Origin of the sequence: Paenibacillus sp. RC67 (genome assembly GCF_030020805.1) — a bacterium.
Taxonomy (GTDB): domain Bacteria; phylum Bacillota; class Bacilli; order Paenibacillales; family NBRC-103111; genus Paenibacillus_S.
The window spans coordinates 7,082,277-7,106,664 of the sequence record NZ_CP125098.1 but is presented as its reverse complement, the minus strand read 5'-3'; the positions used below and the strand labels follow the sequence as shown (position 1 = coordinate 7,106,664).

The following is a 24,388-nucleotide window of genomic DNA, read 5'->3' as shown; positions in this document are numbered from 1 at the left end:
CTATCTTATTGTATAGATAAATTTGGCAAGGATGAATGGCTGCACTCTGATAATCCCCTCATAGCCGACTGATGCGCAGATATAACAAAAAAGGGGGAAATCCCCCCGAGTCTTTGAGAAACCTGTTTTCTCGAGAAATTTGCTATGAGGAAGTGGGGTATGCCTAAGAGGAGTTTACGTCCGCCTTTGAAATCCGTGAATATACCACTAATTTTAATCAAATTCACGGGTTTCAACAGCGGCTGGAGGGGCATATCCCACTGGAGTATACTAGCAATATTTCGAGTCTTAGAGGTTTCTCGTCCATCTTATGGGGAAATCCCCCTTACATGATATAAGCGGCTTGCTCCATTGAGGTATCGCCCCGCATCCGCTGCTTGAACTCCTTGGGGGAACACTGGTTGTGGCGCTTGAACAGCTTGTAGAATTGAGCCATATTCGGAATACCTACCGCATCGCCTATCTCCATAATGCTGACATCCCGAGTGAGAAGGAGCCGCTCGGCTTTTTTAATCCGTTTATAATTAACGTAGTCAACAAACGACATACCCATAACCTTTTTAAAATATTTAATGAAATAGTGATAGCTCAAATTGAGTACGGCGCAAGCCTGTTCAATAGCGATCTTTTCACCCAAATGGGCATCCACATAATCCAATGCGGGCTGAAGCCTCATCAGTTCGGCATTATCGGTTCCTTGAAGCAAATCCCGGCTATCGTGCCGCAGCAGCAGCAGGAGAAGTCTTCGGATCGAAGCGCTTATCGCTAACTCGTAGCCTTTGGCTTTGTTCTGGGTTTCCTTATAAATGTCCATAATGAGGTCAAATGCTTGCCTCTGCACATCTGGCTGCTCGCGAAAAATATAGTTCAATTGCCCGAGAGGCCGCCGTACTTCACTAAAATAGGATAAGTAAGGCATGGTGCTTTCGTCAAAATGCTGAGACAGATCGAATTGGCACACGATATAGCTAAGCGGCATCGGAAGCTCTTTACGCGTTCTGTGCAGCTGAGAGGAGCCGAATAAATGGACATCGCCTGTCTGCAGCAGTCTCGTATCATGCTTCGTTTGGATGCTAAGTCCGCCTTCAGTCAAAATGAGAAATTCAACTTCTTTATGGTAGTGCCATTGATACACTTTTGGAATGGATATTGTAGTGCCCGGGCTCTCGATCTGCCATATTTTCAGGCGGAGCAATGGATTCTGGTAATCGACGAGCTCGTTAAATACAACGGTTTCCGTATCGTCCCACTTCGTCATACGCTTGCCGCAACCTCCATTTCCATAAAAAGGAAGACTTTTTTGCATAATAAAAATACGGTTTAAATAAGAATAGTATAGCATGTTTAGATAGGACATGACATTATTGCATACAGAAGCAACAATATTGAGAATATCTTTTTGCAAGGGGCATCTTATATAATCAAGGTAACAAAAAGACATATCTATGGAGGTATTGGATCCCATGAGTCAAAAGCTGAGAGTTACGGTATGGAATGAATTTCGTCATGAAAAAGAAAATGAGAAGGTTCGTTCCGTTTATCCAAACGGCATCCATCAAGCTATCGGAGAGGGCTTGGGAACTGAGGTAGAAGTGTCTTACGCTACTTTGGATGAGCCAGAGCATGGTCTAACTGAGGAAAAGCTGAACAACACGGATGTTCTCATCTGGTGGGGCCATAAAGCACATGGCGATGTTGAGGATACCATCGTTGAGCGTGTCCACAATCGTGTGCTGCATGGCATGGGCTTGATCGTTCTGCATTCCGGTCATTTCTCGAAAATTTTCAAAAAGCTGATGGGTACCTCCTGCGATTTGAAATGGCGCGAAGCCGATGAAAAGGAACGCATTTGGGTCGTGGCACCAAGCCATCCGATCGTGGAAGGCGTAGGTCAATATATCGAGCTGGAAGCGGAAGAAATGTACGGAGAGCACTTCGATATTCCAGAGCCGGATGAGCTGATTATGGTCAGCTGGTTTGAAGGTGGAGAAGTATTCCGCAGCGGCTGCACGTTCCACCGTGGTCAAGGTAAAATCTTTTATTTCCGTCCGGGACATGAAACGTACCCAACCTACTACAACGAACAAGTACGCCGCGTGATTCGCAATGCGACTCAATGGGCTGCCCCATCAACACGGGAATATCCGGTTTATGGCAACCACAAGCCTTTGGAGCCGATTAAAGCGAAGGTACAGCAAGGGTAATAGAAGCTGCAAGGGTTAAAACCTACGAAGTCTCTTGAATCAACATGATGAGAAATAAGTCTGGTTAGAGCTTCAGCAGCTCTTGCCGGGCTTTTTGATTTGTGAACCCGTGACTGGATACCCATTAGCTGAATGAAACCGTTGATCCAATCCTCTAAACGTTAAGGCGTGGCTTAGCAGAACGGGTTTCTTTTTGGGAATGTAAAGTATTTCCTCACCGTCACGCAGCATGTTCCTAATCATAAAAAAGAGTTTTTGTTACGTAATCGTTTACAACGGGCTATATTTGGTTAAACAGATAAAGAGCCGCCCAGTGTTCGGAGCAGCTCTTTTTCATCATGATGGAGTGATTTAGCGCGTTATTATCTAGATGTGCGCCGTTTAACGCGAGTTTTACGCGCAGTACCATTTCTGCGTTTTTTGCGTTTCCTGCGTTTGGGTGCAGCATCCAAGTCATCTCCGGCTTTCTTTTTTATAAGATTACCCATTAGCACCTTGACTAGAGGAGCTACTTGTTGTACGCTTTGCACCATGCGCTGTACCTTGGTTACTGTGTCCACTATACCTTCGATACCACCGAGACGATCGATGATCTGCTTGATTTGGCCGATGTTGAAGGTGCTGCTTCCACCGCCCGATCCGCCGCCTAATAGAGACGTTAAACCGCCTCCGCCGGAGGGATTTGCAGGGACAGGAGACTGTGCATAGCTGTTGATTTCCATGCCTGGGTACTGAACAGGGTATTGTCCTCCTTCGAAAAGAGAACCCGATTGGTTAAAGCTTCGCATCGGTGCCCCTTGGTTTCCGATTGATGGTCTTTGATAACTCACGGGTTTCACGATCCTTTATTTTGGATTTCTAATTACGAGAAGCCGGTACGGCTAACAGTGCGAACAGGACAGAACTGATTGGCCATAGACGTTTTACCTAATTTAGTCTATGTCATAGGCAAATGATTGGATTGGACTCCTGTCACGGGTTACCTATGTTTTCGAGGTTTTACCTCATTACCGCATAAAAATAGTAACGAATTGCTAATCTAAAGGGAGGATTTCCTCCTTGGGTGTCGAATAGATTGATTGTAGGAATGTTAGCAGACCATCATAGGGGTTGAACGAAAAGATGCAATTAAAAAAGTTAAATGATAAAGCGATCGATCAACTGTTCGAAGCGGTCCTGACGCTTAAAGATATTGAAGAATGCTACGTGTTTTTTGATGATTTGTGCACCGTGAACGAAATTCAGTCCTTGTCCCAGCGTTTGGAAGTTGCTCGGATGCTGCGCAAAGGCAATACATATAACCAGATCGAAGCGGAAACCGGTGCCAGCACGGCTACGATTTCTCGCGTCAAGCGCTGCTTGAATTACGGGAACGATGGTTATAAAATGACGCTGGAGCGTCTCGGACGTTAGCGGAATGCGCAAGCTTGCTCGCAATCCTTCCCGATCTTAAGTCGGGAGGGATTTTCTTCGTGTAAAAATAATGGTATGGCTTCAGGGTTACTGTGCTATTTTGAGACGAAAGCTCATCGTACTCTACCGCCTACTGTTCTTCATTTATAGAAACTCATGTTTTCTCTACTTCCTTAAAGGATTTAACCGCAGTTACGTGGCAGTCTCTGAGTCGTTGCTCAAATACGCAACGGATCCAGCAGGAGTGTGCTATAATAGGACAAAGTTGTGTAATCATGGATGGAAGGACACTGTTGCGCCTTCTTCTTTTACCACATAGGAAATGTTAAACTCAATAAAGCATTATCGATGCGAAGAACTTTCCTATAGGCGATAAAAACTTACGTTAAACGCGGTCGCTCATCTATGATAGGACGTCGATAGACGTTTTGCTCACGCTAGGAGAGGATATTCGGTGGTAAAATACGGCATATTAGTCATAAGTCACGGTTCCCGCAGTGATGAATGGGTTCGTCTTGTGGACGAAGCGGTGGGTGCCATGCAGGTGCCAGAGAACATACCGGTATATTCTTCTTTTCTTGAGATCGTGGAGGGCCGCCTTATTCAGGACGGGATAACCTGTCTGGAATCTCAAGGGGTGACAGACATCGTGGTCGTACCTCTGTTCGTTTCTTCAGGCAGTACCCACATCGATGAAATCAGCTACGCGCTTGGAGTAAAGCCAGAGCCTGTACTTCCGACAGATTTACTGCCCTTTGTAGTGAAAGCGAAGGTCCACTTCACTTCTCCGATCGATGACGATCCGGATATAGCGACCATACTATACGAAAAAATGAAGCCGCTGTCAGTGGATCCGACCCGGGAGCTCGTTCTCTTGGTTGGACATGGTAGTGTGGAACCTGGGTTCTATGAACCCTGGCTTGAAGGTATGAAGAAGCTAGCACAACGCGTTCAAGCGATGGGCGGCTTCGATGAAGTCGGTACGGCCATGCTGCTGCCTGACCAGATTCAGAGTAAGCTGACCGAGTGGAGCGAGCGTAAACCGCATCATACGGTGCTGGTAGCTCCGTTGTTTCTTAGCGAAGGGTACTTCACGAACGAGGTGATTCCTTCTCGTATGCAAGGCTATACATATAAATACAATGGGAGATCGCTGCTGCCGCATCCGCTGCTGACGCGATGGATGGAACGGCAGGCAGCTTCTTACTTGGAGTGGTAACCATGCAGCAAATCGAGGCGAACGGGTGAATAAAGGAATGACCAAACGTGCAAGACTGATATATAATCCAACTTCCGGTAGGGAAGAAATGAGAAGGCGGCTGCCTGAGATCTTACAGCGGCTGGAACGCGGCGGCCTGGAAACCTCAACACACGCCACGATCGGCGAGGGTGACGCTACATTGGCAGCAGCTGACGCTATCGAACGCGGCTTTGACGTTATCATTGCAGCCGGTGGCGATGGCACGCTGTACGAAGTGATCAACGGTATGGCGGAGAAGCAGTACCGTCCTCCCCTAGGCATTTTGCCGCTGGGTACGACGAACGACTTTGCCCGTGCGCTCAATATTCCGCGCAGCTGGGAAGGTGCTGTCGATGTCATTCTCCAGCAGCATACGAAGGTTATCGACGTCGGTAAAATGAATCAGCGCTATTTCATCAACATTGCAGGCGGAGGCTCTATGACAGAGCTGACCTATGAAGTGCCGAGCAAGCTGAAGACGGTGATAGGCCAGCTGGCCTACTATATGAAAGGGCTGGAGAAGCTGCCGCGGCTTCGCCCTATCGAGTTGTACATTCGAACGGATGAGAGTGAGTTCCACGAGGAAGTGATGCTGTTCCTCATCTCGAACAGCAACTCCGTAGGTGGCTTCGAGCGCTTGGCGCCGGACGCTTCCCTTAACGACGGTCTATTCGACGTCCTGATCCTTAAGAAGTGCAACCTCGCGGAATTCATCCGCGTCGTTACTCTGGCGCTCCGCGGCGAGCACTTGGGCGATCCGAATATTATTTATCTTCAAACACGCAGCATTCAAGTGACTTCTCCAGATTATGTGCAGATCAATCTGGATGGCGAATTCGGCGGCACTCTGCCGTGTATCTTCACGAACTTGCCATCACACCTGCACATCTTCGTAGACGAGAGCGGTCAATCGGTATATAAAACAAATCCTTTGCAGCAAATCAAGCTGCCATGGAAAATGAAATCTGGAGTGGACGGAAATGAGCACGAAGAGCAATAACGGAAGTAGAAGGCCGCAAGGTAAGGGACGGCAGCAGGGCGGAGAGGGACAACCTATGAGAGCAGGAGCTTACGGCGGTCAGCGTAATTCCGCGAGAAGAGCGGCTAGTCCTGCTCCAGATCTGAGCGGCCTGCCTGTGGCGAAGAATGAAGAATATGAAGCCGATATCGTCGGCATCGGGCACGAGGGAGAAGGGGTAGGCCGTGTGAACGGCTTTACCCTTTTTATTAAGGGAGCCCTGCCGGGCGAGCGGGTGCTCGTCAAGGTGATGAAGCTGAAGAAGCAGTATGGCTACGCCAAGCTGCTGCGCATCTTGAAGGCTAGTCCTGATCGTATTGATGCGCCCTGTCCGATCTACAGCCAATGCGGCGGCTGTCAGCTGCAGCATCTGAGCTATGAAGCACAGCTCCGCTTCAAGCGGCAGCTGGTCGTGGACAACCTGGAGCGGATCGGCAAGCTTCAGGTAGCGGGGAGTGGCGGGATAGCTGAGGAGCAGAGCGAAGAGAAGGCGGGGACAGTTTCTGGAGCGGAAGGGATCATAGTCCATCCGACACTAGGGATGGACGATCCTTGGCGATACCGCAACAAGGCGCAGGTGCCTATCGGCTTCGAAGCTGCCTCAGCAGAGCGGGAGGGCGGCCTGGTCGGGGGCTTTTATGCCCAGGGCAGCCACCGCATCATTGATATGGATGAGTGCCTCATCCAGCAGGAAAATAACGACCTCGTCGTAGCCGAGGTCAAACGCATCGCCCGCGAGCTCGGCATCCGAGCTTATAATGAAGAAACCCACAAAGGCCTGCTGCGCCACGTTGTGGCGCGTTATGGCTTCAATACAGGCGACATCATGGTCGTCCTCATTACGAACGGCGAAAGCTTGCCGCACGTGGACGAGCTGGTCGGCTTGTTGCGCCAGGCAATACCTGGCATCAAAAGCATCTGCCAGAACATCAACAAAGAGCAGACCAACGTCATCTTCGGCGACAAAACGAAGGTGCTATGGGGCGACGATGTGATCTACGATACCATCGGAGACGTCCGATTCGCGATCTCCGCGCGATCGTTCTATCAAGTGAACCCCGTACAGACCGAGGTGCTGTACGGCAAGGCACTGGACTTCGCCGGCTTGAGCGGCGAAGAGATCGTGATCGATGCCTACTGCGGTATCGGCACGATCTCGCTGTTCTTGGCGCAGCGCGCGAGCCAAGTGTATGGCGTCGAGATCGTCGGTGAAGCGATCGACGATGCTCGGCGCAATGCTCAGCTGAACGGCATCCGCAACGTTCAGTTCGAGACCGGCGCGGCCGAGGTGGTCATCCCCGAATGGCGTCGGCAGGGCATCGCCCCCGACGTCATCGTGGTTGACCCGCCGCGCAAAGGCTGCGACGCCGCGCTGCTCGACACGATCCTCGAGATGCGTCCATCTCGAGTGGTGTACGTGTCGTGCAATCCCTCGACTTTGGCGAGGGACTTGCAGGTGCTCGCGGTGGGCGGTTATTCCACCGTCGAGGTTCAGCCGGTGGATATGTTTCCACATACCGTTCACGTAGAATCGGTGGCTTTGTTGGTGAGGGATGGTACAGCGTATTAAAAGCCTTATATTTGCTGGATTTTTCAATGTGGTACAGATTTAATATATGAGTGGTACAGTGGACGAAATACAGGCTTGATGTAAAACTGATGTAAAAATCGATCAGAAATTAGCTCATATGAACCGAAGACGCCAGGAAACTCCTAGGCGTCTTCGGTTTTGTCCTTGTGTAGCATTAGATGTAAAGAATGATTCGAATTTATCAGCAGCAGCTTGGTCGGTAGTTCGAAGAGAGTGGCCGTATATGTTCATTGTTGTAGTTATGCTTCCGTGTCCAAGCCGATATGAAATGATTTTGACATGAACGCCTTGGTTAATCAGAATTGTAGCCGAGGTATGCCAGAGATCATGAAATAGGATGTACCGGAACCCGTTTCGTAATATTCCTTAAGCTCTTTAAGCGTAGAACTCGGTGAAGCAACTTTTCGAATGGATTTTTTTGTTTTTGGCTGTTTGACAATGATTTCATCTTAAAGGAGCATGAATCATGGTTTACGAAACATCCAAAACTCCAGAGTTGAAAACAAGAAGTATCCATTCAAGACCGAGCAACTCGCTCCTTCGCAAACCGGAAGTAAGGGCCAATATAATCATGATTCCTCCAGTGATACGGTTCAGATGGTTTTGCACATCATGAGATGATTGGGCTTTTCTTAATTATTTCCATTAAACAGCACGATTGATTATTTTTTTGATACGATGCTGAAATACGTTTGTTCCAGTGGCTAACCCCTTCACTTTTTTATCTCCGCGGCTACCTTCCTCTTTAAGCAGATCAAGAAAGTTCACGATGTGAAGAGCCTTGATTTCTTCCATCCTTCGTTGTTGAAAGTACGGAGGAATTCGGGTGTTGAAATTCGAGTTGTAAGTGTACAGTGTCTTGTGCCCCAAAATGTTTTACGGCATATTTACTGCGTCATTTTCTCAATAAACGTCCTTAGTAGTATGGCAACCTACTACTTTCGTTACTTCACTTTTATGCCTGAACTTCTACCATTCTTTGCCGGCATACCACCAAGAATTTGACCATCATGAAACGAAATTTACTGCTAAACTACGAACGTATATTTGCTGACAACTTTGTGTCTACAATATCCTATATCATAGTTATGTACTTATTGGAATTAAAAGTAGGATTTCTCATTGAGTTTGTCGAATTATAGGTCTTGAGTTCGGTATCCAAGACCTATTTGGAGGGGGATTTTCATGATTACAGACTACACAAGTAGGAAAAACGAAATACTAGCAGCCTATGAGCGCTTTGAAAACCATATTCATACTTTGACTCTTATTGCAAGGGAAGCAGAACTTCCAGATCCCACTGAACAACTAATGGCTTCTTTGAAAGATGCACAACAAAAAGCTGAAAGTATCCGTGCAGATCGTTTTAGACTTATGATTGCTGGTGAAGCCAAAAGCGGAAAATCCACCTTTATCAATGCATACCTTGGCGTGGAACTGCTGCCGATGGATGTTAAACAATGTACTAGTTCTATCATTGAAATAAAATATGGCGAGCGGTTGAAACTTAATTCCACGTATGCGGATGGCAGAACGGAGTCTATTGACGATGAAGTAGCCGTTCGCAGGTTTTTAAAAGAAAATGCTGCTCTTAATGACGAATGGCGTGATATTCCCGTTCCTACCATTAATCATGAAATCCTCGTGAAAGCGGGATTGAGGGGGAGGGGAAAAGGACGCGAAATTCATATTCCAGAAGGAGACATTAAAGACTTACTAGCTGCTCCAGAAGTGCAGGCAGCCAACATTCATAATATTGTTGACTACGATGCGAAAATTCGTCGGTACATTAAAGAGAAAAAAGATAACTGGAAAAATATCGTAACTAAAATAGAAATATTTTTTCCCTTTAAGGATGAACTCAAGGGTATCGAAATTATCGATAGCCCAGGTGTTTGTGCCCGCGGCGGAGTTGCGGAAATAACTTCATCTTACATCGAAAAAGCCAATGCCATTATTTTCCTCAAACCTATCTCGGGGCAGGCTTTGGAATCTTCGCAATTCAATGAGTTTTTGAAAAATGCAAGTGTGGAGCGTAATCGCGAAGCGTTATTTCTAGTGCTTACCCGTGCCACAAACGTAACTCCTGCAGAGCTTAACCTTCTTAAAGAAGAGGCGCACAAACAATTCAGTACAGGCATACTAAAAAAACGCAACATTATTATCGTCGATAGCAAAGCGGAGCTTTACGTAAATCGTTTTGGTTATGAAGAGAATGTTCAGGGTCAAATACTCTTGCTCAACGCAGAAGGTACTTTGGATGACTTTGTAAAAAGCATATGGTTCGATGCTATGGGAGACAAATCAGCGTTTCTTGATGGATTGCGCCAAAAGTCCAGATTTGACCTAATAAATGAGGCCCTATCTACGTTTGGTAGGAAAGCGCATTATATCGCTTTCAGTGAATTGCTTGGGGTTATAAGCAAGGTATATAACCGTGTATTAGGTGACCTGCAGTTCCAAATTGACATGCTCTGCCAAAAGGCTGAGGATCCAATTGAACTAGGAAGAAAGATAGAAGATATCAAAGAGGAACTGGAAAATATTAAATATAAAATGAATGTCGGCGTTGATGAAATAGTAAACAGTTATTCAGGTGAATTTAGTCCCATTAAAGAAAAGGCCGAATTCGCGGTGGAAAATTTCAAAAAAAAAGTCACAAGCATTGACCCTGATTCTGCAAAAGCATTTGAAGAGCTCGAGCGTCACTCTTTCCAGAAAATCGAGGAGTTCAAGTTGCTGCAGAAAGATCTTCAGCATGAAGTTGTGGAAAAATGTAACAAACTTTTGGTTGCTCTTAGTGATGCCAACATTATACCCTATACCTCCCTGGAACCGGATTTTTCTGAAGAAACATTTCGGCAAATCAAGGAGACTACTGAAAAGAGCTCTGTGGAAACCCGATCTTATGAAGAAGGATTAACATTTAAAGAAACAAAAACACACTCGGTATATTCTCAGCCTAAACACTTTGGGAATGTTAAAAACAATATATCTGAACGATTAAGAAGGATTCAGAATGATCTGATCGGTAATTTGGAGGATTTTATCGTTAATGTTGGAGCTCAATATATGTCCGAATTGAAGAAGAATTTCGATAAAAAAATATCTGAGTTGGAAGCGATCAAGAAAGCCAAAATGGATGCAGAACGTATTCAAGCAATTGTCGGACAGCTTGAAGATCTTAGAGCCGCATTTTCAATCGCAATAAGTGAGAACAATAAATTGAACGGTGGTATCAAAAAATATGAGCAGCCAAACCGTCTACAGTGAAATACTCAAACCCAAAATAGACAAAATGTTTCAAGATTTGCGTGCTAGAGTGTCGGAAATTATTTCTTACTCTGAAGATGTGCATCAAGCGGGACAAAAAATAGCTATTGCGGTAGCATCTGAAACTGCTACACGTAGTAAAACCATGCTTAGTGACATGTATGCATACTTGTCAAAGCAAGTATTACAATCAGCAGATTTCTCTGATGTAACGAGGAAGAACAAGTTTTACGAAGCAAACCTACGTAAAGAACTGTTTGATAAATATAGCTTTGAGTCTCTAGGTACGCTTGACTTCAAAGAGGTTAATCGTGTTTATGCCTCTCTTGCCGATTCTGCTGGAACTGTGGCGTTGGGCGGCATTCTTATCGTAGCCTTGTCGCCAGCGAGTTTGGCTATACCAATTGCTATAGTAGTTGCTGCTTCAGTTGCCGCATTCTGCGCATCTTATTACAAGGTCACTCCAAACATAAACAAAGGTAATTTCGACAAAGCGATAGACAAATACTTGTCTGATACAAAGCGCGATTTTACGAAGTGGTTCGATGAAATAGAAAGATACTTTGGATCTTGTGTTGATAATCTCATTCGCAGCTTTAATACGCAGGGAGAGTGACCTATGAGCGAAAGAGAAACCAGTCTTATCCCAAGCGACTTTGAAAGTGATACGAGGATTCTTGGCGAACAAACGGATAAGTTTTTACGGCTTGTTTATCCAGGATATTTGGTAAATAAAAGTCGGCTTTCGGACCAAATGTTTGAACGAAATGCTTCGTTAATGCTTGACGGCATGACGTTTTTTCGAATAACCCAGTGTTCTGTTGAGAATGCAGATAACGTATTTGCAAGTCTGAATGCGCGAATGGAAAAGTTGCTTACAGCACTACATTCAATAAATGTTTCGATGGGATACGGAATTATCAGCTATGGTGGTACGACCAATCTTGTTTTGTGCGTTTATTCGAGTGGCAATGTAAAATCCGTCGAAAATATTTTACAAGGAATGCTTTCGGGCGTCGAGCTCAAGGAGTTTTCACCGAACTTTCAAAAGCGACCAAGTGTTAAACGCAGCTATGGCATTCTATCCGGGGTACCAACTCTTTTCCTCAAAGAGCAAAAACAGACCTTCAGCCTGTCATCGATCATGCGTAGCCTCAACGGCACAGATTATACGTTGCTATTTCTTGCCAAGCCTGTTTCATCTGAAATAGTCATGCATGCGATTAGCGATCTAATTAAGGTAAGAGACAATGCATTTGCTGTAAGCAAGCGCAATATTTCGAGGAGCATAAGTACAACTGATTCGGAAACGCGCACAACAAACGTAAGTGATACCAAAAGCAGTAATGCTGGAAGTGCTTGGTCGGGAGGGGGGGGCCGCAATAGGCGCAATTGCTGGCAGTATAATTCCTGGGGTTGGAACGATAGCAGGTGCTGCTATTGGCGGGGGCTTGGGGACTATAATTGGCTCTGTTGTCGGGGGGAAAAGCCATACTGAAGGTTACGGCGAGGCAATTTCTAAAGCCGTAATGGGCAGTGAAGCGATTTCTGGAGATGTTCAGAACGGATTTGCCGTTGAACTGATGAATTATGCAGACAATGCTATAGAACGTTTGAAGTGCGGGCACAACAATGGCGTATGGCAAACTGCGATCACATATTCGGCTGATTCAGATATGGCGAGAAATATTATACAGGCGTGTCTGTGCGGTGAACTGTCTAAACCGGACCCGGATAAACTTCCTTTACTGACTTTTTCTCTAGGAAAAAATATGGATAATAATCAGGAATTGTTAATTCCTGATTTCTTGAATTCGGATATTCAAAGTCCTTTGTGCTCCTACATTAACTCGTCTGAGCTTGGGTTATTATGCACACTACCATCAGAGAGCGTTCCTGATTTTGAACTTCGCACAGCGAGACGTTTTCCGCTCATTAAAAGCTTGGAGTGTGAAGCGTCCGCGACGGTCGGCCATGTTGCAGATGGCAAGCGGATCATCGGCAATATGCCATTTTCATTCAGTTTAGCCGATCTCAATAAACATACCTTTGTTTGTGGTATTACCGGCAGCGGCAAAACAACAACGGTCAAGAAAATATTGATTGGGGCCCAAAAACCGTTCCTGGTAATTGAATCGGCGAAAAAAGAATACCGAAACCTTTCTCTTGAAACAACCGTGTATACGCTGGGCAAGCCGGAAATCAACTGTCCGCGTATAAATCCGTTTTATATTATGCCTGGCGTAAGTCCTGGGGCGCATATTGATTATCTGAAGGATTTGTTTAACGCTTCGTTTTCATTTTACGGTCCTATGCCGTATATTCTCGAAAAGTGTCTGCACAATGTTTACAAAAATAAAGGATGGAATTTGACGTTGGGCTTCCATCCGATGCTTGTCAATGAACGCAGCAATGTTGATTTTTTCGATATCAACTACATGCACAAACAGTACGCACTGCAGGCCCACCGCTTTCTGTTCCCCACTATGCAGGAGCTTAAAGACGAAATCGAACGCTATATTAAAGAGGAAATGGATTACGAGGGTGATGTAGCTGGCAATATCAAGACGGCAATTAAGATTCGGCTTGAAAACTTATGTATTGGCGCGAAGGGTTATATGTTTAATACATATGATTATTTGGATTTTGGAAAACTTTTGCAGGAAAATGCTGTATTCGAGCTTGAGGGGCTCGCCGATGACTCGGATAAAGCGTTCTGCGTTGGACTTATGGTAATTTTTATTAATGAGTACCGTCAAATCGTCAAAGAATCACACGGCAGCCGCAAACTGGAGCTTCAACACCTCCTCGTGATCGAAGAAGCCCACAGACTTTTGAAAAATGTGGATACGGAGCGTTCCAGTGAAAACATGGGTAACCCGAAAGGGAAGGCTGTTGAACATTTTACAAATATGATTGCTGAGATGCGGTCGTATGGACAAGGTGTAATAGTGGCGGAGCAGATACCGAGCAAACTGGCGCCAGATGTCATTAAAAATTCATCCAATAAAATCATTCAACGTATTGTAGCTGCCGATGATCAGCAGATTATTGCCAACACCATCGGGGTATCGCCGGAAGAGGCATTGCAGCTAGGCGCGCTCGAAACAGGGTATGCGTTGTGCCATAAAGAAGGGATGTCATTGCCCGTTTCTGTAAAAGTGCAAAGTGTTGATGATGTTTATGTGAGTGACGAAGCGCTCTACAATGTGGAAACTGCTGAGAGGATCAGACAAATAAACATCAGCATTGCGCGGAGCATTTTGTCTGATGGAGATTTAGCCAAGCGTAAATCCCTTGCTTTTCTTAATACATTGCTCATCGAGGAAGCACAGCTGGTGGTTGAGGCATGTGAGCTAATTCTATTTGCATTCGAAAGCTTTTTAAAGCGTAGAGATGCTGCAATGGTGCAGTGCAAAGATTACAAAACCATTTGTGCCACGATTCTTGCTGAAATGGTACAAGGGTTTCTAATTCGTGGTACTTATTCAGTAAACAGTCTTCCTAATGATGATACCGTCAGTCTTATAGAGAATCTTTTAAAGAGACCCTCAATAGATGCTGTAATATTGCTGAAAAATTCGCTTGCGAGACTGTATGGTCGAAATACTGAAATATATGCCAAACGTATCGTATCTGAGTTGATAAAGAGAAAAGGATCTCCCAACCTCGATTTATCTGCGACGATCGAAACATATTTTATCAAAGTTACTGAACAAACAAAACGTAGTATCTCATTGATTGGAGAGGAGCTATAAATGCCTGTAGGCGAAGAAATAAGAAGACTGAAACCTCAGTCCGAATCCACTTCGATGAATCTAGAACATGAAAATATTGAACCGAACAATCCCGATGCTCCAGAGTTTGATGAAGCAACTGATTTTAAAGGCAGGGTTATTGAGAAGCCAGACATACCATTTATTGAGAATACGTCATTTTCTTCATTAATTGAGCAAAACAGTATGGTTGAAACTAGACCGAATGATGTGGTAACTAAAACAGATAGCCTTGAGAATGAACGAACAGGTCTTAGTGAAGAGCAAAAGGCAGAAATTAGAGAAAAAACAGGATGGTCTGATGAAATTATTAATTCTATAAGTTCATGGAAAGAATATGAAATATACCAAAAGGCTGGACTGCAGGAAAGTGAAGTGAATGGTAAAAAATGTTTAATAAGAGATGATATTGATCTCGATTATGAGGATGAGGACGGCATCTCAAACCGCGAACGAATGAAACGCGGCTTATCACCAATTACTACTAACGGGGAGATCGTTGAGTTGCATCATATTGGTCAGCGTGCCGATTCGCCTTTAGCAGAACTTAGCCGAAGTGAGCACCGCGGCGGTGGAAACGATTCAATATTGCACGATAAAACGATAGCAACCCAAGTTCACGGCGAAGGCAACAATTGGAGTAGCGAGAAAACTCAATATTGGAAATCACGTGTAAGCTCTATTCGATAAGGGAGGGTATTATGTCGAACATTATTACTTCAATAAAAGCACTACCTGAGCTGCTTCAACTTGCTCCTGCTACGCAAATAGAAATTTCAGATGCCGAAATACAGTTGTGCTTGCGATTCGCTGATGAATATAGAACGTATCTCGCCGAATTCGGAGCTGTGCTTGCTGTTGGAGTAGAATTGACTGGTATTACAAAATCCAAGCGCCGACATGTGGTAACAGTGACGAAACAAGAATGGGAATTAAATCCGAATGTCCCGCACAACATGTATGTTATCGAAAATGTGGCGATTGACGGAATTGTTATATGGCAAGATAGTAACGGTTGGATATACCGATCTACAACGAACAACGCACCTATTAAAATTGCCGAAACGCTTGTGGAGTACTTGTCCAAATAGTAAGCTGCTAAACCTAAGATACCGAGCCATATTTGACGAGAGTTTCAAGAGCTAGATGCTTCCTATACTTATGAAGGTGCAGAAATGTCAAAAGGCCAGTGAAAAGGAGCTTGAAGAAGCGTTTTAAAAGGCGCTGCTAGATATGGAATCAGTAATCAATGAACCGAAGACGCCAGGATACTCCTAGGCGTCTTCGTTATTGTCCTTGTGCAGGTTTAGATGTAAAGAACGATTCAAATTTATCAGCTGCTGCTTGGTCGGCAGTCCGAAGAGCATGGCCATAAATGTTCATTGTTGTAGTAATGCTTCCGTGTCCTAACCGCTCTGAAATGATTTTGGCATGAACACCTTGGTTAATTAGAATTGTAGCCGAAGTATGCCGAAGATCATGAAATCGGATATACCGGAACCCATTTTTCTTAACGAACTGTCGAAACCAAAGATAGGGCCGTTCGTGATGGAATGGTTGTCCATCGGTATGTGAAAACATAAAAAACCAATCACCGCCGCGCCACGCATCCCCAATGTCATTTCGTTCTTTCAATCTATAGTCATAATATTCCTTTAGTTCCTTAAGCATGGAGCTTGGTAATGCAACTTTACGAATGGATTTCTTTGTTTTAGGCTGTTTCACGATGACTTTACCTTTCAGAGCATGAATCATGGTTTGTGAAACATCTAACACACCGGTGTTAAAATCAAGATGCTTCCATTCAAGTCCAAGCAACTCACTCCGTCGTAACCCGGTTGTAAGAGCTAATGTAATCATTATCCTCCAGTGATAAGGTTCACGTTGTAAGGCTCGAAGCATTTGTTCTACTTCTGCTTCGTCGTATGGGATAATCTCTTTTGAATCCACTTTTGGTTTTTGCACATCACTGACCGGATTTCGTTTGATAATTCTCCATTCAACTGCACGTTTTAGAATGTTTTTTAAGATACGGTGATTAATTTCAATCGTTCCGGAGGCTAACCCTCCGCTTTTTTTATCTCCGCGGCTGCCTTCTTTTTCAAGTTTATCAAGAAAATCTACAATATGGAGGGGTTTGATATTCTCCAATTGCATGTGCTGGAAAGCAGGAAGAATACGAATTTTTAGATTGGATTCGTATGTATACAATGTTTTATAGCCCAGATGTTTAACAGCATATTTATCCCGCCATTCTTCAACAAATGCTCCGAATGTCATCTTCTGAGGTGCGATATATTCACCAGCCTCAACCTCTTGGCGAAATTTTGCATATTCGCTTTCAGCTTCTCTTTTGGTTCGGCAATGAACAGTTTTTGTGCGACGTATATACAATCCTTGGTGGTCTTTGCCTAAACTAACAGTCAGGAACCAAGAATTGTCCCCGCGTTTTTGGATGTTAGCCATTTAATAAATCACTCCATTACTCGAATGAGGTTAACCATCAGCAGTTATACCTGCATTTTTTCCATTTATCTGATAGAAGAAACATTGTTGATACGGATAATACGGTTTCATAATTAATAAAGGCACCCAAAGTTTAACGGGAGCCCAAAGACCAACCTATCCAATTGCAACAAGACAAGCGATCATCGAGAACAAGCTTTCAGCTGTCATTCTCGATGATCGCTTTTTACCAGTGACCACGCTTAGTCACGAAGAACAGTATCCCCTAGAAAAGATCTAATCATACTTATAATATGGACGCAGGTAATAAATTGTACAGAGCTTTTCTGTAGGTTCTATGGGAATTAGCGAGTTTGAAACTATTGCTTGGTAATTGAGCATTCTGACGGTAATATATAGACTCCTCAAATTTAACTGTGAGAGACCAGTCGCATTAGCTAATCTTGTTTCCTTTCTTCTCAGTACGTATGGACTGGTTGGAACGACAAATTCCGAACCTTTCCTATATTTTAATAAATAATTTATCATTGAACCGGGTATAGGAAATTGGTTATATTTATATTTCCCTTGAATGTGAATTATCTTTTTTCGGATATCAATCTGATCCCAACGCAAACAAACAATTTCAGAAAAACGTAGCCCGATCAAGCTTAGAAACATAGCTGATAATAATTCTTGGTCATTTTCTTGTGCCCATTTTATTGCGAGGCCTATTTCTTTAGCATTTAGACAATTGTTTTTTTTAACCATAAACCAAATCTCCTCTGTGCTATTTTTGTTTTCATTTTTTTTGTTCTATTCGGTCCTAAAAGAGTGAGGGTTATCTTATGGTTGATAAATTAATGCACTGTTATTATCCTTCTGAGCCAGGATCTTCGCTAAGTCATTCAATGGCGGGATATAACGTAATGTTGTAGCCATTATCTGATGTCCGAGCTGCCTTTGAATTTCGACCATATTCATCCCGACTGATTGCATGAGATAGCCGGCTGTACGTCTCAAGTCATGAGGAGTTACGGTCCTGGATAAATTTGCCCCCATGCATAAATTCTTTAGAATTACACGTAACGCTTTATCGGTTAGTGGTTTATTTTTCCGAAAAAATAGCTTGTCATTTCCGTTTTCCTTCCAAGCGATATAGTTCGGATGATTAATATACCGTCTAAGTTCTTCAGATAGAGCAGTTGTGATGCTGGTAGAACGAGCATCATTTTTTTGTCCTTGTATAATCAACACCATCCTGCTCTCCAGGTTAATACTTGTTCGAGAAATAGATCTAATTTCCGAATTTCTAACCCCAGTAATTAGCATGAACCAGATCAAAACGAATTCCTGACGAAAGAATGGATCTTTTTTTAAGGCAGCACCAAGAAGAGCAAGGCATTCTTCTTTTGAAAGTGCAGTATTTTTGATCGGCCTGTTGTAATATGGATTTGGATAATCCTCCATCGGATTATGTTGAATTAACTCCATATCGTATAGAAATTTAAAAAAATTCTTTAACGAACTGATCGCATTGTACATAACATTCTTCGTTGCCTGATAATCTACGCGAAGATACTCTACGAATTGGTCGATAAAGTATTGCTGAATGGGACGAAATGAGCCTGGATGTTTTTGGCTGGCATGGAACCTGTCGAAATCAAGCTCGCCTTCAAACCCTCTCAAATGTAAATACTTTTCGAATTTTCGTAGGTCACGTTCGACATATTTCTTCGCTGTAAGATCTACATGCTCATACCAAAATCTATAGTACTTCGATTCAAATAATATGTTGTTCATTTCGGATCACCTAGAAAAAATCACTGACTTTTAGATTTCCTAGCGGATGTTGATTGATCACTTTGACAAGCATGCTGTCAAACATTTTAAGATAAACGAGCGTTGAACTGAGCCATTTGTGTCTAAGAAACTCCTGAATGGTGTATATATTTACACCGGACTCCAGCAAATAAAGGGCAAATGAATGACGGAGGGAGTGAACAGATAGCTGATAAACGCGTTTGTCATCCTCCGTAATCGATGACGCTTCATCAATGAGACTGCTAAACATTTTCTGGATTGTACTCTCATGCAGCGGTGAGACCCCTTTTTCGTCGGAGAATACATATCGTTCAGTATAATCAGGCGAGTGCTTAATAGCGCCGTATCTGAAATTTACATATTTACACAACAGCTCAAGCGAAAAATTAGTAATTTTACATGGAGTTTTAAATTCCTTTTCGCCCTTTGAACGAATGTAAATCTCTTGCGTTTGTGGTTTTATATCCCCAATCTGCAGAGTACATAATTCACTGAGGCGAACCCCGGTCCCGAGGAATGTCCACAGAATTATAAAGTTTCGATGGGATTCACGACCTAATCTTGCTAGCATCATCAGCTCATCAATTTGTTCTTTGGTGAAAGCACGAGGTACACGTCTTTTATCAACTTCTACTTTCAAGACCCGCTTTAGTTTATCTATGTTCTCTTCATAGAAGTTTTTAAGAATGGTTCGCAAAAAGCTTCTCAAAAATGCAGCCTTTTTACTTCGTGTATTCTTATTTTTCACTGGCGTTAGATAATCACTTAAAAATCGAGAGGTGCAGATCGTTTTGAAATCCGGGTCTTGATCGAAATGTTGGTTACAGAATTTGATAAACAAATTCATTTCATAGCGGTAAGCTATTTGTGATTTCTCTGCAAGTTCTGTAAAGGAATCACTCGAAAAATAGAATTCGACTGCATCGGAGAGCATTACATGCTCTGCAGGTTTTTCGTTGTTAGTGACTTTTGGAATCCAATCCATTTGGTTTAAGGCATGCAGAAATTTATGGGGTCCGTAGGCTTCGGCTATTTCTTTAATCTTATCCTCTAATAAGAGGTCCATTTCAAATTCCTTATCGTAAATAGGCATACTCATTTACCTCCTTGGTACGAATAATCAAGCTTGTTAATTTCTTGAGAAAGCCAATTCGTTTTCTGATTTAGGTGGGTATACAAACTAACCGTATCCATCCTAACAACCCTGGAAAGTGCTTGAAGTGCTTGTGGTGGCGGGCTTTGGCCTGCTAGATTAGTCACGAAACAGTGGCGGAACAAATGCAGTCCACCAGAGAAAGCCCAGCCAGCGATAAGACTGTATAATTTGTAGTTGTTTTGAAGTTCTCGTGTACTCTTTTGTGGATTATCGCCAAATAAGTACTTTGACGTTGAAGTAATGCTCTGGAAAATTTCTAAATCACGATATAGTTTTCCCGCCAGCGGCAGTTCGTGATGTTTTCCGCCTTTGCTGTGAATACAAATCGTTCGGATTCCCATGTTAATGTCATTCCACGATACTTGCGAGACTTCCATAGAGCGCAATCCAAGTGTGAGCATGAATTGAAAAGCGATACACTCCAAAAGTGGATTTTCGGAATACATTTCAATCACATTAAAAAACGCAATGATCTGTTCTTCAGTAGGCAGGTTTCGGAAACGATATCGAGACGCTTTGATGGATTTTATTTTCTTTGCTGGGTCTGGAAAGCCGAAAATTTTTTGCAAAAATAGAAAGAAGCTTTTAATCGCATAGATGCATTCACTGATGGTGATTGAGCTGTACTCTCCTTTTCGTTGTTTCTTCAGAAGGTAGGAGCGAAATTCCTGTAGGTGCATCTCTTTAATAGATAAGATTGGAACTGTATGCAATTCACACGCTGTGAAATCCTTCATAGTGTTAACTAGCCAAAACAGCATTGAATTGATGTGAGTTATGACTCTTGCTATGGTAAGTTCGGATTTTCCTTCTTTTGTTAACTGCTTCATATACATTTCAATTTTCGGATGAACTGGTTTTCCTTTACGTGTTCCTAGCGGAGTAAACAGAAGGCGATATTTTTCTGTATCGTGCATGGTAGTCTGTTTGGCATACTGAACTACAAACGCTATGAGATTTTGCTTTCTACCAGTTGTTGCAAATGATTTTGATAAATACGTCAAGACTTCATTATCCATAAGTTGCTCATCCAAAATTTCACTGATAGGTATCTTTAGATACGCAGCAATTTTTTGTGCCAGTTCTCGGGCCATGATATACTCGTTATAAAAAGCAAAGGCATCATTCGTCATCTTCTGATAGAGATAATCCTTTAAGACTTTTGTTGGAATATCGAGTATTACTTTGTTTTCCCATATCCAGTGGTTGATTCCTTGACGTCCAATGTGGATATTGACCGGTGTTTCTGACAACTCAAAACTGTTCGCGTACAGCATGTTCTCAATCCTCGCTCGGGTTATTTTTCTAATATCATGATCGTCACCGCAGCGAGTAAACATACCTTCATTGAGAAGAATCTTTTCGGCAAAAGAAGCATTCTGCCGAAAAGATTCTTGTTTTTTTGTGGATTCCAGATCATTGATCTGGTGAGGGATTTGGTTCGAAGGTTTTGTTTTTTCGAAGTGATCCACCTGAGTTTCCTCCATTCATGTCCTTTTGATACTTAGCATTGACACGAATGGGGTGGTGGTCCGTTTTTCTTAGTTCAACTAAATTGGGCGATAATTTGAAGACTTGTTACGGCATCTATTTCAGACTGTGGTATTCCGTATTCTCCCGATATTCCTTCAGTTCGTGAAGCATTCCTTCGTATGGAGGTAATGATTCGTTTTTAGGGATGATGACCCATAACGCTCGCTTGGCTGGCGGCTTAAATGGACGATATGTTGTAATTAGGTGTTTAGCCATCGGGAACAGTTTCAGAAGTGCTTCCCGAAGTAACTTATCGATTATAGGCTCGTGATTCAGATGAAATTCAAAGTAATCAAACTCGGGGTACGTCGTCACCCAGCGTCCGGTTAAAGCAGTTGATTCCTCTTGGAACAACTCTGGGGCATTGATAATCACGTATCCTCTTATGCTCAATACTTTTGATCTTTCGTTCGCCAGATCATTAAGGTGTATTTTTCTAGATACTCTTTCTTCAAAGTACTCCGGTGATTCAGAATAAGAATATGGATCAGGAATCTCATAATTTACAAGCTGCCATGGGTGCTCAAATAGAACGCTAAGTTGAAATGGCCGCGGCCAATTTGGCTTGGTAGATCCATTAAATAGATTACTGACTGCACCACTTGATAGATCTAGCTCTTCCATGATATTTGCTCGTTCGAGTCTGTAGAGGTTAGCACATAACTCCCGCCTAAAATTAAGGCTTGGATCTTTCATCAGCCTTTCCCAGTGCTCTTTAGAACTTTGCAAAATAAGCAATTCATAATGCCAAAGATTTAGAATCTTATTTTTTGCTTTAACAACTGCACTTTCTATGGGCTCTTTCTTCTGTGTCTCAATTAAGTATATGTTATAGTACTTGTGTACTTCGCTGCGATTCGTCTTATACATTATTGGATCAAGTGTCATATGATCATCACCACTAACCATGATATCGCAGTTTTAGGAGTGCTATTGAAATTCTTAGTCCGACTAAGAATTCGTAAATCGGTCGTATAAAAGGAAATATTTGATACTATCGAGTACACCTCCACTAAAATTAGTCCAGGAACTTGAATCTTTAAATATCCATCCAAATTGAAAACACCTTGTACCTAATCCCCATCAAAAGCTTTATACAACGTGAAATAGTAGGTTTAAATCATCCTCAGTCAGACTAAGGATTCCAAGGAAAAGCAAAGCAGTGAGCATACTGATTAATAATGAGTTTGAGTAGAACACCTCCAAGGGAACGAAGTTTTTTATTATGGTTGCAGGTGCACTGTATGTGAACCGATTCGTGTAAAAATTAATTTGCACATTAAAAACACCTTGAGATAGATTGCTCAAAGTGTTTGCAATTGCAATGTTTAAAAATTATTAGCCAGATCAGGGAGAATTAGGAAGGCGAGTTTTGAATTTAGGTTCTCCGCATGTAATCACGAATTAGGTATGCTTAAAGAGAGCATAACTTTAGCCGCTAGGAGGAGCGTAATTACAGCTTGGTGCTGTTTTGGCCTGTGGAGAACAGGCACGAGCATGAGGAGAGCTCGCATGATAAGTGTAGGTACATTTTAACAAAAAAATAATTAGAAATATAGAAAAGGAATGATGTAATTTGAAAAAAACTTTTACTGTTTCTGAGGTTGCCCAGTATTTGAATGTATCAACCGATAGTATCTATGCAATGGTACGGGAAAAACAAATTCCTCACGTTAGAATTCGAAGAAGAATAATTTTTTCTATTGAAATAATAGAGGAATGGCTCCGGAATCAAGGTGGAATTTAACATGGAAAACTCGTAAGCTATCTTTATGAATCGGAAAGAGGGTGATTGTTTTGGAAAAGGAAATCAATGTATTAATTGAATATTTTGAACGGAACTTGGAGGAGTTGCAACAAGAGCTTCAATTGAACCCTGACAATGAATTTTTAAAAGGAAAGATCGCCGGCACCAAGAATGCACTAATTATTTGCCGTATGTACAATAGACCCGAAGATGATCATCAAATAGATATAATAATTGATACTCCGATGTAATGAGAAACGTGTGTTATAATTATTACCAAATGCCGATACTTAAGGAACAAGGATGGTGATGCAAATGAATCAATTCAAAGACATCCAGAAACTAATTAAGCTTACGGGTGATCGAGCTAAGTTAGATGCCAAGGCAAACGAGACATACATTGTATATAAAACTGCAGAAGGCCATATTGTAAAGGAATACAGTAACGGTAATGTTATCCCTGTGCCTGAAAAGGACGGTTCTCATGCATGATCCGACTCCCATCATGTACGTTTTTGCAGGGAACAATGGGAGCGGAAAAAGTACAATCCGTAATCTAATTGTTGATCGGCTCGGAATCAGTGTTAATATTGATCCCGATGCCTTGGCCCGAGGAATCGATTCAATTAATCCGGAAAGCCGAAAAATTTCTGCAGGGAAAGAGGCTATCAAATTAGCTAGGGACTGTATTCGTAACAAACGTGATTTCTCAGTTGAAACAACATTGGCCGGAGGCAATGTCATTCGTCTCATGCATGATGCTAGGGCGAATGGATTCGAAGTTTCGATGTTTTATGTTGGTCTGGGTGATTATCAATTGAATATCGAGAGAGTAGCGGTTCGTGTTAAAAATGGCGGACATCACATTCCTACTGAGGATATTATCAGACGACATGACACTTCCATTCAAAATTTACTTTCTCATCTACATTTAATCGACCATTTGATTGTTATAGATAACAGCCATACAGAAGGTGTAATTATTCTGGGTGCAGATAACGGTTCAATAACATATCGGTCGGATTCCCTTCCTCAATGGAGTGAATCGATTGAGCATAGATTACAATCCTTGTAAGAGCAGCCAGGAAATTTGGGCTGTTCTTTTTGAATACAAATGAAAGAATTTCTTCATAGATTCCCTCAACCATGATACGATAACACTAATGAG

The 24,388-nt window shown here is 42.8% G+C and carries 24 protein-coding genes; 14 read left to right on the top strand and 10 right to left on the bottom strand.

The annotated features are described in order from the left end of the window. Positions 1-325 precede the first annotated feature (325 nt). Complete coding sequence (locus tag QMA13_RS32095; protein ID WP_282937693.1) at positions 326-1,258, bottom strand: helix-turn-helix domain-containing protein; 933 nt, start codon at positions 1,256-1,258, stop codon at positions 326-328. 205 nt (positions 1,259-1,463) lie between these two features. On the opposite strand from QMA13_RS32095, the gene QMA13_RS32090 reads away from it, so the two are divergent. Then, on the top strand, positions 1,464-2,204 hold the full coding sequence (locus tag QMA13_RS32090; protein ID WP_282937692.1) for a ThuA domain-containing protein: 741 nt from the start codon (positions 1,464-1,466) through the stop codon (positions 2,202-2,204). Between the two features lie 362 nt (positions 2,205-2,566). Here the strand turns inward: QMA13_RS32090 and QMA13_RS32085 are convergent, their stop codons facing one another. Beyond that, entirely contained in the window at positions 2,567-3,034 is a 468-nt protein-coding gene (locus QMA13_RS32085; protein WP_282937691.1) for a hypothetical protein, read from the bottom strand. Positions 3,035-3,326: 292 nt separating this feature from the next. On the opposite strand from QMA13_RS32085, the gene QMA13_RS32080 reads away from it, so the two are divergent. From QMA13_RS32080 to rlmD, 4 genes are all read left to right on the top strand, one after another. Continuing rightward, a complete protein-coding gene (locus tag QMA13_RS32080; protein WP_028549983.1) occupies positions 3,327-3,617 on the top strand; it encodes a YerC/YecD family TrpR-related protein in 291 nt (96 codons plus the stop codon). Between the two features lie 454 nt (positions 3,618-4,071). Further along, positions 4,072-4,836 (top strand): sirohydrochlorin chelatase, encoded by a 765-nt coding sequence (locus tag QMA13_RS32075; RefSeq protein ID WP_282937690.1) that lies wholly within the window; start codon positions 4,072-4,074, stop codon positions 4,834-4,836. Positions 4,837-4,873: 37 nt separating this feature from the next. After that, a complete protein-coding gene (locus QMA13_RS32070) occupies positions 4,874-5,857 on the top strand; it encodes a diacylglycerol kinase (RefSeq protein ID WP_282937689.1) in 984 nt (327 codons plus the stop codon). Positions 5,858-5,912: 55 nt separating this feature from the next. Further along, positions 5,913-7,445, top strand: a complete 1,533-nt coding sequence (rlmD, locus tag QMA13_RS32065; protein WP_282937688.1) for a 23S rRNA (uracil(1939)-C(5))-methyltransferase RlmD — start codon at positions 5,913-5,915, stop codon at positions 7,443-7,445. A gap of 114 nt (positions 7,446-7,559) precedes the next feature. Here rlmD and QMA13_RS36770 read toward each other — a convergent pair whose 3' ends face one another. Together QMA13_RS36770 and QMA13_RS32060 are read right to left on the bottom strand one after the other, a co-directional pair. Beyond that, on the bottom strand, positions 7,560-7,763 hold the full coding sequence (locus tag QMA13_RS36770; protein WP_481858260.1) for a hypothetical protein: 204 nt from the start codon (positions 7,761-7,763) through the stop codon (positions 7,560-7,562). Positions 7,764-8,111: 348 nt separating this feature from the next. Continuing rightward, a complete protein-coding gene (locus QMA13_RS32060; protein WP_282937687.1) occupies positions 8,112-8,336 on the bottom strand; it encodes a tyrosine-type recombinase/integrase in 225 nt (74 codons plus the stop codon). A gap of 315 nt (positions 8,337-8,651) precedes the next feature. Here QMA13_RS32060 and QMA13_RS32055 point away from each other — a divergent pair, with 315 nt between their 5' ends. From QMA13_RS32055 to QMA13_RS32035, 5 genes are all read left to right on the top strand, one after another. Next, positions 8,652-10,739, top strand: a complete 2,088-nt coding sequence (locus QMA13_RS32055; RefSeq protein WP_282937686.1) for a dynamin family protein — start codon at positions 8,652-8,654, stop codon at positions 10,737-10,739. Then, complete coding sequence (locus QMA13_RS32050) at positions 10,714-11,355, top strand: hypothetical protein (RefSeq protein ID WP_282937685.1); 642 nt, start codon at positions 10,714-10,716, stop codon at positions 11,353-11,355. The genes QMA13_RS32055 and QMA13_RS32050 overlap by 26 nt, the downstream gene beginning before the upstream one ends. A 730-nt stretch (positions 11,356-12,085) precedes the next feature. Beyond that, the gene (locus QMA13_RS32045; protein WP_282937684.1) at positions 12,086-14,497 is read left to right on the top strand and encodes an ATP-binding protein; all 2,412 of its coding nucleotides are present in this window, start codon (positions 12,086-12,088) and stop codon (positions 14,495-14,497) included. Next, on the top strand, positions 14,498-15,205 hold the full coding sequence (locus tag QMA13_RS32040; RefSeq protein WP_282937683.1) for an HNH/ENDO VII family nuclease: 708 nt from the start codon (positions 14,498-14,500) through the stop codon (positions 15,203-15,205). 11 nt (positions 15,206-15,216) lie between these two features. After that, positions 15,217-15,606 (top strand): SMI1/KNR4 family protein, encoded by a 390-nt coding sequence (locus tag QMA13_RS32035; RefSeq protein WP_282937682.1) that lies wholly within the window; start codon positions 15,217-15,219, stop codon positions 15,604-15,606. Between the two features lie 196 nt (positions 15,607-15,802). Here the strand turns inward: QMA13_RS32035 and QMA13_RS32030 are convergent, their stop codons facing one another. The 6 genes from QMA13_RS32030 to QMA13_RS32005 all read right to left on the bottom strand — a co-directional run bounded on the left by QMA13_RS32030 (position 15,803) and on the right by QMA13_RS32005 (position 22,382). Next, a complete protein-coding gene (locus QMA13_RS32030) occupies positions 15,803-16,981 on the bottom strand; it encodes a tyrosine-type recombinase/integrase (RefSeq protein WP_282937681.1) in 1,179 nt (392 codons plus the stop codon). A gap of 276 nt (positions 16,982-17,257) precedes the next feature. Beyond that, complete coding sequence (locus tag QMA13_RS32025) at positions 17,258-17,731, bottom strand: site-specific integrase (RefSeq protein WP_282937680.1); 474 nt, start codon at positions 17,729-17,731, stop codon at positions 17,258-17,260. 75 nt (positions 17,732-17,806) lie between these two features. Continuing rightward, entirely contained in the window at positions 17,807-18,763 is a 957-nt protein-coding gene (locus QMA13_RS32020) for a tyrosine-type recombinase/integrase (RefSeq protein WP_282937679.1), read from the bottom strand. Between the two features lie 10 nt (positions 18,764-18,773). Next, complete coding sequence (locus QMA13_RS32015) at positions 18,774-19,877, bottom strand: tyrosine-type recombinase/integrase (RefSeq protein ID WP_282937678.1); 1,104 nt, start codon at positions 19,875-19,877, stop codon at positions 18,774-18,776. 2 nt (positions 19,878-19,879) lie between these two features. Then, positions 19,880-21,412 carry a tyrosine-type recombinase/integrase gene (locus tag QMA13_RS32010; RefSeq protein ID WP_282937677.1) on the bottom strand — a complete coding sequence of 511 codons (1,533 nt, stop codon included), beginning with the start codon at positions 21,410-21,412 and terminating at the stop codon, positions 19,880-19,882. A 115-nt stretch (positions 21,413-21,527) separates the two neighbouring features. Beyond that, on the bottom strand, positions 21,528-22,382 hold the full coding sequence (locus tag QMA13_RS32005; protein ID WP_282937676.1) for a hypothetical protein: 855 nt from the start codon (positions 22,380-22,382) through the stop codon (positions 21,528-21,530). Between the two features lie 667 nt (positions 22,383-23,049). On the opposite strand from QMA13_RS32005, the gene QMA13_RS32000 reads away from it, so the two are divergent. The 4 genes from QMA13_RS32000 to QMA13_RS31985 all read left to right on the top strand — a co-directional run bounded on the left by QMA13_RS32000 (position 23,050) and on the right by QMA13_RS31985 (position 24,295). Then, positions 23,050-23,220, top strand: a complete 171-nt coding sequence (locus tag QMA13_RS32000; RefSeq protein ID WP_282937675.1) for a helix-turn-helix domain-containing protein — start codon at positions 23,050-23,052, stop codon at positions 23,218-23,220. Positions 23,221-23,270: 50 nt separating this feature from the next. After that, the gene (locus QMA13_RS31995; protein WP_282937674.1) at positions 23,271-23,471 is read left to right on the top strand and encodes a hypothetical protein; all 201 of its coding nucleotides are present in this window, start codon (positions 23,271-23,273) and stop codon (positions 23,469-23,471) included. A gap of 64 nt (positions 23,472-23,535) precedes the next feature. Continuing rightward, on the top strand, positions 23,536-23,712 hold the full coding sequence (locus QMA13_RS31990; protein ID WP_282937673.1) for a hypothetical protein: 177 nt from the start codon (positions 23,536-23,538) through the stop codon (positions 23,710-23,712). Then, complete coding sequence (locus tag QMA13_RS31985) at positions 23,705-24,295, top strand: ATPase (protein ID WP_481858062.1); 591 nt, start codon at positions 23,705-23,707, stop codon at positions 24,293-24,295. The genes QMA13_RS31990 and QMA13_RS31985 overlap by 8 nt, the downstream gene beginning before the upstream one ends. Positions 24,296-24,388 lie beyond the last annotated feature (93 nt).

Excerpts from the sequence above, each read along its gene's own strand:
- QMA13_RS32030 (WP_282937681.1), bottom strand. The coding sequence starts at position 16,981 with ATGGCTAACATCCAAAAACGCGGGGACAATTCTTGGTTCCTGACTGTT.
- QMA13_RS31985 (WP_481858062.1), top strand. The coding sequence starts at position 23,705 with ATGCATGATCCGACTCCCATCATGTACGTTTTTGCAGGGAACAATGGG.
- QMA13_RS32005 (WP_282937676.1), bottom strand. The coding sequence starts at position 22,382 with ATGGTTAGTGGTGATGATCATATGACACTTGATCCAATAATGTATAAG.
- QMA13_RS32020 (WP_282937679.1), bottom strand. The coding sequence starts at position 18,763 with ATGAACAACATATTATTTGAATCGAAGTACTATAGATTTTGGTATGAG.
- QMA13_RS32040 (WP_282937683.1), top strand. The coding sequence starts at position 14,498 with ATGCCTGTAGGCGAAGAAATAAGAAGACTGAAACCTCAGTCCGAATCC.
- QMA13_RS32050 (WP_282937685.1), top strand. The coding sequence starts at position 10,714 with ATGAGCAGCCAAACCGTCTACAGTGAAATACTCAAACCCAAAATAGAC.
- QMA13_RS32025 (WP_282937680.1), bottom strand. The coding sequence starts at position 17,731 with ATGGTTAAAAAAAACAATTGTCTAAATGCTAAAGAAATAGGCCTCGCA.
- QMA13_RS32035 (WP_282937682.1), top strand. The coding sequence starts at position 15,217 with ATGTCGAACATTATTACTTCAATAAAAGCACTACCTGAGCTGCTTCAA.
- QMA13_RS32015 (WP_282937678.1), bottom strand. The coding sequence starts at position 19,877 with ATGCCTATTTACGATAAGGAATTTGAAATGGACCTCTTATTAGAGGAT.
- rlmD (WP_282937688.1), top strand. The coding sequence starts at position 5,913 with ATGAGAGCAGGAGCTTACGGCGGTCAGCGTAATTCCGCGAGAAGAGCG.
- QMA13_RS32095 (WP_282937693.1), bottom strand. The coding sequence starts at position 1,258 with ATGACGAAGTGGGACGATACGGAAACCGTTGTATTTAACGAGCTCGTC.
- QMA13_RS32080 (WP_028549983.1), top strand. The coding sequence starts at position 3,327 with ATGCAATTAAAAAAGTTAAATGATAAAGCGATCGATCAACTGTTCGAA.
- QMA13_RS32070 (WP_282937689.1), top strand. The coding sequence starts at position 4,874 with ATGACCAAACGTGCAAGACTGATATATAATCCAACTTCCGGTAGGGAA.
- QMA13_RS32090 (WP_282937692.1), top strand. The coding sequence starts at position 1,464 with ATGAGTCAAAAGCTGAGAGTTACGGTATGGAATGAATTTCGTCATGAA.
- QMA13_RS31990 (WP_282937673.1), top strand. The coding sequence starts at position 23,536 with ATGAATCAATTCAAAGACATCCAGAAACTAATTAAGCTTACGGGTGAT.
- QMA13_RS32055 (WP_282937686.1), top strand. The coding sequence starts at position 8,652 with ATGATTACAGACTACACAAGTAGGAAAAACGAAATACTAGCAGCCTAT.
- QMA13_RS32045 (WP_282937684.1), top strand. The coding sequence starts at position 12,086 with ATGCTGGAAGTGCTTGGTCGGGAGGGGGGGGCCGCAATAGGCGCAATT.